The organism is Pseudodesulfovibrio pelocollis (genome assembly GCF_030282845.1).
GTDB lineage: Bacteria > Desulfobacterota > Desulfovibrionia > Desulfovibrionales > Desulfovibrionaceae > Pseudodesulfovibrio > Pseudodesulfovibrio pelocollis.
The window spans coordinates 1-8,814 of the sequence record NZ_JASTWE010000067.1 but is presented as its reverse complement, the minus strand read 5'-3'; the positions used below and the strand labels follow the sequence as shown (position 1 = coordinate 8,814).

7 protein-coding genes are annotated in these 8,814 nt (G+C 66.9%); 5 read left to right on the top strand and 2 right to left on the bottom strand.

Annotation, left to right across the window (positions count from 1 at the left end; all coding sequences use genetic code 11):
- The first annotated feature begins 104 nt into the window (after positions 1-104).
- Positions 105-1,313: a phosphoserine phosphatase SerB gene (gene serB, locus QQS14_RS15585; protein WP_285907940.1), complete on the top strand. Its 1,209-nt coding sequence runs from the start codon at positions 105-107 to the stop codon at positions 1,311-1,313.
- Between the two features lie 137 nt (positions 1,314-1,450).
- Here the strand turns inward: serB and QQS14_RS15580 are convergent, their stop codons facing one another.
- A complete protein-coding gene (locus tag QQS14_RS15580; RefSeq protein ID WP_285907939.1) occupies positions 1,451-1,894 on the bottom strand; it encodes a hypothetical protein in 444 nt (147 codons plus the stop codon).
- Positions 1,895-2,132: 238 nt separating this feature from the next.
- On the opposite strand from QQS14_RS15580, the gene QQS14_RS15575 reads away from it, so the two are divergent.
- From QQS14_RS15575 to QQS14_RS15560, 4 genes are all read left to right on the top strand, one after another.
- Positions 2,133-3,335: an ammonium transporter gene (locus QQS14_RS15575; protein ID WP_285907938.1), complete on the top strand. Its 1,203-nt coding sequence runs from the start codon at positions 2,133-2,135 to the stop codon at positions 3,333-3,335.
- A 22-nt stretch (positions 3,336-3,357) separates the two neighbouring features.
- On the top strand, positions 3,358-3,696 hold the full coding sequence (locus tag QQS14_RS15570) for a P-II family nitrogen regulator (RefSeq protein WP_285907937.1): 339 nt from the start codon (positions 3,358-3,360) through the stop codon (positions 3,694-3,696).
- 342 nt (positions 3,697-4,038) lie between these two features.
- Positions 4,039-6,738, top strand: coding sequence for a [protein-PII] uridylyltransferase (gene glnD / locus QQS14_RS15565; RefSeq protein WP_285907936.1), 2,700 nt, complete (start codon positions 4,039-4,041; stop codon positions 6,736-6,738).
- Positions 6,739-6,828: 90 nt separating this feature from the next.
- Positions 6,829-7,833, top strand: a complete 1,005-nt coding sequence (locus QQS14_RS15560) for an asparaginase (protein WP_285907935.1) — start codon at positions 6,829-6,831, stop codon at positions 7,831-7,833.
- 304 nt (positions 7,834-8,137) lie between these two features.
- Here the strand turns inward: QQS14_RS15560 and QQS14_RS15555 are convergent, their stop codons facing one another.
- The gene (locus QQS14_RS15555; RefSeq protein ID WP_285907934.1) at positions 8,138-8,692 is read right to left on the bottom strand and encodes an acyloxyacyl hydrolase; all 555 of its coding nucleotides are present in this window, start codon (positions 8,690-8,692) and stop codon (positions 8,138-8,140) included.
- Positions 8,693-8,814 lie beyond the last annotated feature (122 nt).

Sequence of the window (8,814 nt, the reverse complement as noted above, 5' to 3'; positions counted from 1 at the left end):
CTCTCCCTCCTTTCCATCGCCCGCCGCCCGCCCCACCCCGCGCCATTTACTGCCGACCCGATTTGTGCCAAGGTCCGCAAAACCCGCGCAGGGGAGCGAGACGCATGGAAAAGATCATACTGGTGCATGTGACCGGCGGCGACAGGCCGGGGCTGACTGCCGAGCTTTCCGGGGTGCTGGCCGGATTCAACGTGGACATCCTCGACATCGGCCAGGTGGTCATCCACAACTTCCTGACGCTGGGCATCCTCGTGCGGCTGCCCCACGACTCCCAGCCCGTGCTCAAGGACCTGCTCTTCAAGGCCCACGAACTGGGCGTGACCATGAAGCTCCACCCCCTGGCCGAGACCGACTACGCCTCCTGGGTGGGCGAGGCCGACAAGCAGCGGCACATAATCACCCTGCTGGCGCGGTCCATCTCGGCCGAGCAGATCGCGGCCATCACCGCCGTGGTCAGCGACTCGGGCCTGAACATCGACACCATCCACCGCCTCTCTGGCCGCGTGCCCCTGACCGGCCGACCGGCCCAGAACTCCCGCGCCTGCGTGGAGTTCACCGTGCGCGGCACGCCCCCGGACATCGCGGCCCTGCGCTCGAAATTCCTCGACATCTCGGCCGAGCTGGTGGCCGACATCGCCTTCCAGGAAGACAACATCTTCCGCCGCAACCGCCGGCTGGTGGCCTTTGACATGGACTCCACCCTGATCCAGGCCGAGGTCATCGACGAACTGGCCAAGGAGGCGGGCGTGGGCGAACAGGTGGCCGCCATCACCGAGGCGGCCATGCGCGGCGAGCTCGACTTCAAGCAGAGCCTGCGCAAGCGTCTCTCCCTGCTCGAAGGCCTCGACGAATCCGTGCTGCGCCAGGTGGCCGAGCGGCTGCCCCTGACCGAAGGGGCCGAGCGGCTCATCTCCACCCTCAAGAACGTGGGCTACAAGATCGCCATCCTCTCGGGCGGGTTCACCTATTTCGGCAACATCCTCAAGGAGCGGCTGGGTATCGACCATGTCTACGCCAACGAGCTGGAGATAGTGGACGGCAAGCTCACGGGCCGCGCCCTGGGCAAGATCGTGGACGCCGAAAGAAAGGCCGAGCTGCTTCAGGCCATCGCCGACCAGGAAGGCATCAGCCTGCAACAGGTCATCGCCGTGGGCGACGGGGCCAACGACCTGCCCATGCTCAACCTCGCGGGCCTGGGCATCGCCTTCCACGCCAAGCCCAAGGTCAAAAAGGGCGCGCGCCAGGCCATCTCCAACCTCGGGCTCGACTCCATCCTCTATCTCATAGGCGTCCGCGATCGGGATGTCCGCTAACCGCAGAAGGGTAAGGCGGCTTCGTGCGGCAGAGACGGAAACGGCCCTGACGGGCCGTGGTACGAAGGGTGTTCAGGGAAGGGCAGACAAGAAACGACGTTTTTGACAATCCCGCCAAATCCGGCGGCCAAGGGCGGTCAGTGGCCCAGGACCGACAGGCGGCGGGCCGGGCCGTCTTCCTCGATGCTCACAAAGGTCGCCCAGCGCTCCAGGCACTCTTCCGGCAGCGGCCGGGGCGGGGCCAGCTCCGCATCGGCCAGGGCCACCTCGGCCACCACGGCATCCCCCCGGATGAATACCAGGCTCCACCCGTCCTCCCGCATGGCCGGGGAATAGGCCAGCCCGAACCGGTTACGCAGGTCGGGCGCGTGCCCCGGGGCCACGAAACAGATCCTGTCCCAGTCGTGATAGTCCAGAAAGGCATCCAGCGAAAACGGCTCACCCGGACGATACTGCCCGGCGGCCAGCGCCTTGCGAAACCTGTCGGCCACATAGGTGTCGGTGTAGTCCAGGGACAGGGCCACACCCACGGCCAAGGCCAGCAGGACAAAGACGATCACACCGCTGCGGCTTCGCGTCATGCGGGACCTCCTCGCGCCCGGAGACGGCTCCAGACTGCCCGACCATAGGACCCCGCCGGAACCCGGTCAACCCGGCGGGCTACAGTTTTGATTGCGCCTCGATTTACATCTTTGGTAAATTTTTTCCATTTTTCCCACTTTTGTTAAGGCGAAAACACACGAGATTGTGGAAACCAAGGAAATACGCCCCTTGAATCTTGGCCCCGGTTTTGCAAAGGCTGCCGCCGGAGGTACCACAATGAACTTCATCGACAACGCTTTCATTCTCATCTGTGCGGCCCTGGTCATGTTCATGACCCCGGGCCTGGCCCTGTTCTACGGCGGGTTGGTCCGCTCCAAGAACGTGCTCGCCACCATCATGCAGTCCTTCATCATGCTCGGACTGGTGTCCCTGCTCTGGGCCGTGGTCGGCTACACCCTCGCCTTCGGCACCGATATCGGCGGCCTCATCGGCGGGCTGGACTTCGCCTTCCTCGAAGGGGTGGGCATGGACAACGCGGGTTCACCGGCCGAGAACCTGCCCCACCTGACCTTCATGATCTTCCAGTGCATGTTTGCGGTCATCACGCCCGCCCTCATCTCGGGCGCCTTTGCCGAACGGATGAAATTCCCCGGCTTCCTGGTCTTCTCGGCCCTGTGGCTGCTCCTGGTCTACGCGCCCATGTGCCACTGGGTCTGGGGCGGCGGCTGGCTCGGCGAGATGGGTGCGCTGGACTTCGCAGGCGGCGCCGTGGTCCACATGAGCTCGGGCGCAGCCGCCCTGTGCTGCGCCATCCTCATCGGCAAGCGCAAGGGATACGGCTCCCAGGCCTTCATCCCCCACAACCTGCCCATGACCATCCTCGGCGCGGGCATCCTGTGGTTCGGCTGGTTCGGCTTCAACGCGGGCAGCGCCCTGGCTGCCGACGGTCTGGCCGCCAGCGCCTTTGTGGCCACCCATCTGGCCACCGCGGCCGCGGCCATGTCCTGGATCGTGGCCGAGTGGGTCCACGGCGGCAAGCCCACCACCCTGGGCGCGGCCTCGGGTGCCGTGGCGGGCCTTGTGGCCATCACCCCGGCCGCCGGATTCGTTTCGCCCATGGCCGCCATCGTGCTGGGCCTCGGCGCGGGCGTCATCTGCTACGGCGCCATCATTCTCAAGAACAAGCTCGGCTATGACGACGCCCTCGACGTGGTCGGCATCCACGGCGTGGGCGGCACCTACGGCGCGCTGGCCACCGGCGTACTCGCCACCATCGGGGCCGAGGGATTGATCCTTGGCAACGGCCACCAGCTTTGGGTACAGTTCGTCTCCGTGGTCGCCACGTGGGGCTTCTGCTTTGCCATGACCTACGTCATCTTCAAGGTGGTGGACGCCACCGTCGGCCTCAAGGCGGACGACGCGGCCCAGGACAAGGGCATGGACATCGCCGAACACAGCGAGACGGGCTATCAGTGGTAACCAGCCCCAAGGAGATACGCACATGAAGAAAATCGAGATCATCACCCGCACCTTCAAGCTCGACGAGGTCAAGACAGCCCTCGCTGGCATCGGCGTCAAGGGCATGACCGTAGGCGAGGTCAAGGGCTTCGGCCGCCAGGGCGGACACAAGGAAGTCTATCGCGGCGCGGAATACCAGGTGGATTTCGTCCCCAAGATCAAGATCGACGTGGTCGTGGAGGACGACTTCGCCGCCCAGGTGGTCGAGGCCGCCAGAAAGGCGGCCCATACCGGCCAAGTGGGCGACGGCAAGATCTTCGTCTCCACCGTGGACGAGGTCATCCGCATCCGCACCGGCGAAACCGGCGAGGAAGCCATCTAGACATTCAGGCAACCACATCCCGTCCCGGGCCAGGGCCCGGGACGGGGCCATTCCCGAGGGCGGCGGGAATCCCCCCTCTCGCCGCCCATTCTTGTCCCTCCGTCTACCGTCGTAATAAGCGACAATGAAGGCTGTTCAAAAATGTTCGAGTGCAAGGCGCGAAAAAAGGTCAAGGCCGAAGCGTACTCCTGGTACGCGAGGATTTGATTCGCCCCGTCCTGGGGCTCACCCCTTCGGGGCGTCGGCAGGAGCCGACGTCCAAATCCGCTGTCCTGCGGATTTGTGACCTTTTTGAAGCAACGCAGCAATCGGACGTTTTCAACAGCCTGTCTAGGAAACGCCATGCACACCCCGCCCAGCCTCCCACCCTCGGCCCAGCGCCTCAAGACCGACAGGGACGCCCTGTTCGAGAGGGCCAGGGGCGGCGCGGTGGCTGGCTTTCCTTGGGAATGCACCCACCTTGTGGACCGCTATTTCGAGGAACGGGTGACCGAGATCGGGGCGCATCCGCCGGACTTCGCCCTGGTGGCCGTGGGCGGCTACGGGCGCGGCAGACTCTGCCCCGGATCGGATGTGGACATCCTGCTCCTCTTTGCCCGGCGCATTCCCGGCTCGGCGGAATCCTTCGTCAAGTCACTGCTCTTTCCCCTGTGGGATCTCGGCCTCGACCTCGGTCATGGCGTGCGCACCGTGGCCGACTGCATCAGTCTGGCGGGCAAGGACTTCCAGGTGCTCGCCTCCCTCATGGACGCCCGGCCCCTGGCCGGAAGCGCCGAGGTCTTCCAGAAGCTGCGCGATGCCTTTGAATCCAAGGCGCTGCGCGGCCACGGCCGCGTCTTTGTCCAGAGCCTGCGCCGCCACAACGCCACCCGGGCCGCCCAGTACGGCGACGCCAGCGCCATGCTCGAACCCGAGCTGAAAAACGGCCTGGGCGGCCTGCGCGACGGCCAGCAGGTCTTCTGGCTCGAACGGGTCATGGCCGCCATCGGTGCAGACCCGGTCTTCCTGCCCGAGGAGCTGGCCCGGCTGCGCGAGGATCAGGCCTTTCTCAACCGGGTGCGCACCGCCCTGCACCTGTGCGCCGGGCGCAAGACCGACCGCCTCTTCTTCGACCTCCAGCCGCCCACGGCCCGGCTCATGGGTTTTGCCGCGCCCAGTGGCGCGCTCAATCCCGCGCCCGACCCCGCGCCAGACAGTGCGCCAGAGGCCACGGGCCGGGCCGTGGAGTTTTTCCTCTCGCGTCTGCATCAGGCCATGACCCGGGTCAAGGCCATGCGCGAGGCCGTGTTCCAGGAGGCGTTCCCCGTGCCGGGCCGCCCGCCGCAGGCCACCCTCAAAGGCGTGGAAATGGACGCCCGCGGCGTGCGCCTGACCTCGCGACGCAGGGCCGGGCCAGCCACGGTCCTCGACGCCTTCCTCGAATCCGCGCGCTCCGGCCTGCCCCTGACCTGGGACACCCGCCGGGTCATCCGCGACCAACTGCCGCGCATCGCCGAGGGGCTGACCGACCGCCCGGCCACCCTCTCCACCCTGGTGGAAATCTTCTCGTCCCCGCGCTCCGGCCCGGCCTGCGACGGACTGCTCGAAACCCGGCTCCTGCCGACCCTGATCCCGGAATTCGCCCAGGTGGAGCACCTGATCCAGTTCAACGACTACCACGTCCACCCCGTGGGCCGACACACCATGGCCTGCCTGACCCGGCTGGCCGGGTTCGCCTCGCCCGATCCGGCCCCGGGCAAGACTCTCGTCACAGCCACGGACGCGCCCTGGGCCGGGGAGATCGCGGCCCGGATACCGGACTACCACCGTCTGATGCTGGCCGGGTTCTTCCATGACCTGGGCAAGAACGAGCCCGACCACTGCGAGGCGGGCGAGTCCATCGCCGCCCATGTCCTGGCCCGCTTCGGACGCGATCCCGAGACCATCGACGAAGTGGCCTTCCTGGTGCGCCACCACCTGCTCCTGGCCACCACCGCCACCCGGCGCGATCTGGCCGACGATGGCGTCATCAATGAGGTGGCCGGACTGGTCCGTACCCCGCAGCGGCTTGATGCCCTCTACCTCCTGGCCGTGGCCGACGCCATGGCCACCGGCCCGCGCGCCTGGAACACCTGGTCGCGCTCCCTCCTTGGTGAACTGTTCTTCAAGATCAGGCAGCGGTTGCTGCTCGGCCCCCCGGCCGAGCCTGACGTGCTGCGCCGCATGGAGCGCGCCCGGGCCGCCGTGCTGGCCGCCACCCCCGAGGCGGAGCAGGAAACGGCCGAGGCCGCCTTGCGCGCCATGCCGCCGCGCGCCCTGCTCGCCCTGGACGCGGACACCTTGACCAAGCACATCCGGCTGGTGTGCCGCCTGTGGGACGCCGTGGCCGAAGACCGGATGCGCAAGCCATCGGCCTCTGCCGCAAATGGCGCGAAAGCAAGGGGCGTGAACGGCGAAGGCGTCAATCTCGTGGAGGCCGAACCAGGACCGGCCGAGGGAACGTACCGCCTGACCATCGCGGCCCTGGACCGGACAGGGCTCTTCGCCACCATGGCCGGGGCGCTGGCCCTGCACGGCCTGAACATCCTGGCCGCCGACCTCTTCACCTGGGCCGACGGCACGGCAGTGGACGTCTTCACCGTGGCCCAGCCGCCCGACACCCTGTTCGTGGACGAGGTCTGGCCCCGGGTCGGCCGCTCCATCGCCCACGCCCTGACCGGCCATCTCGACCTCGACACCCGGCTGGGCGAGCGGCGCAACTCGCCCCTGGCCCGCAACGGCGCATCACCCCGGCTGCGCCCCCTGGTGACGGTGCACAACCGCGACAGCGACGCCTTCACCGTCATTGAGGTGGCCGCCCCGGACCGCATCGGCTTCCTGCACGACATGGCCCGCACCCTGGCCGCACACGGCCTGTCCATCCATCTGGCCAAGATCGCCACCATCAAGGGGCGGGCCGCCGACATCTTCCATGTGCGCGACCGGGCAGGCAACAGGCTGACCGACCCGGACCGCATCGACGCCCTTCGCCGCGCCCTGCTCGCAGCGGCCCGCAAAGCCTGACCGCCTTGCACTTTGCGCCAAACTCTGCAACACCGGGCGAAAGACACCCGGCCCGGCCAGGAAAGCCCTTCACAACGCGGAGCCACTGCCATGATCCAGACCACCACCCAAGGCGAGATCGCCGTCTTCTTCACCGGCGGAACCATCGGCATGGCCCCGGCCGAGGGCATGCCCGGCGTGGCCCCGGGCGGCAACTTCCACAAGCTGCTCAACCAGCTGGCGCCGCAGCGGCCGGGCGTGACCCTGCGCCCGGTGGCATGGTCCGACAAGCCCAGCCCGCACATGACCCCGGCCGACATGCTCGGGCTGGCCCGCGAGGTGGAAGCCGCCCTGGCCCGGCCCGAAACCCTTGGCGCAGTCATCCTGCACGGCACCGACGTGCTGGTGGAAACCGCCTACCTCTGCGACATGGTCATCGACTCGGACAAGCCCGTCATCCTCACGGGCAGCATGCGCTACTACTCCGAATCGGGCTACGACGGCATCCGCAACCTGATCAACGCGGTGCGCGCCTGCCTGCTCCCCCTGCCGCCCGGCACCGGGGCCTGCGTGCTCATGACCGACCGCCTCTTCGCCGCCCGCGAGGCGGTCAAGGTCAACTCCCTCAACGTGGACGCCTTCGAGTCCCGCGAGGGCGGCATCGTGGGCTATGTGGCGGGCGAGTCCGTCATCCTGGCCGACCGCGCCCTGGCACACACCCCGCGCCGCAAGCTCCAGCCTGCAAACATGGCTGCCAACGTGCCCCTGCTGACCGCGTTCACGGGAATGGACCGATCACTTGTCGATCATGTCAGAATTAAGGGAATACAAGGGCTTGTCGTTGAAGGATTCGGCGCTGGCAATGTGCCGCCCGCCATTGTTCCAGCCCTCGTGGAGTGCCTGGACCAGGGCATCCCCGTGGTGCTCGCCACCCGCTGCATCGAGGGCGGGGTCTGGCCCATCTACGGCTATCCCGGCGGCGGGGCCGATCTCGCCCAGCGCGGCATCATCCTCTGCGGCCGCCTGGGCGGACCCAAGGCCCGGCTGCGACTCATCTGCGCCCTGGGCACAACCCGCGACCCGGAAGCAATCCGCGCCCTGTTCGACGACGCGTAGAGGGGGGGAATGCCTCCTGGCCCCCCATCCCCTCTCCCTTCCGAAACTTTTTGGCGCTCCGCTGCGCGGAGACGGGGTAGATGAGCGGGGAGGCGGGCATCTTCTTGGAAGATTTTCAAAGAGGGGGGGGGCGCGTTGGCGTGGCCGGGCGGCCCTCTACGCCGCCATCAGGCACTGCCTTGCCCGCCTGCCCTCACAGGCGGCGTAGACCCAAAAAGTTTTGAAAGGGGGGTCCGGGGGCAAACTTTTTCAAAAGTTTTCCCCCGGAATCTCTCACCCACACAACCACACCCATCCCCGCTAATCAAAAACGGTAGCCGAGGCGGAGGCCGACATTGTCCATGCCTTCGTTGGGGCTAACGATGTAGGCGTTGGACATGTGTTCGAACTGGATGGAGATATTGACTTTTTCGGTGATGTTGTAGCCCAGGGCAGCGCCCAGGCGGAAGAGCACGGGCGAGCCGAGGGATTTGCGTTTGTGATTGTCGGTGTCGAGTTTACCGTTGTGGGCGGCCAGTCCGAGGTTGGCATCCACGAAGAAGTCTGCGGGCAGGTCATATTCCCAGGTCAGGCCGGAGTAGAGGAAGGAGGTGTTTCCGCTGGTGTTGACCGTGGCCCCCAGGTGCGGGCGCGGGGACCAGACGGCTTCGAGGAAGGAGGGGGAGACAAAGAGGACCTCGCCGTTGATGTCCGCGCCGTTTTCGCGGTGGAAGCTCCAGAAGCTTATGTCATGGGCGTAGACGCCGCCCCGGACCTCGGACACGATGGTGTCCCCGGCATCTGCCGGGTGCGGCCCGGCAAGGCAAAGGGCCAGGGTCAGCAGCAGAGTCATTGTGACCATGTTTCGCCGTGTCGTCATGTCGAGCCTCCTGTCTGGTTCTCCGATATTCCCGTGGCTACGCCGGGAGCACGCCCATGTCAAGACGCGCCCGGGAGAGGCGATGCGGGGTGCCTCCGGCGGCCAGGGGGAAGGGGAGAGGG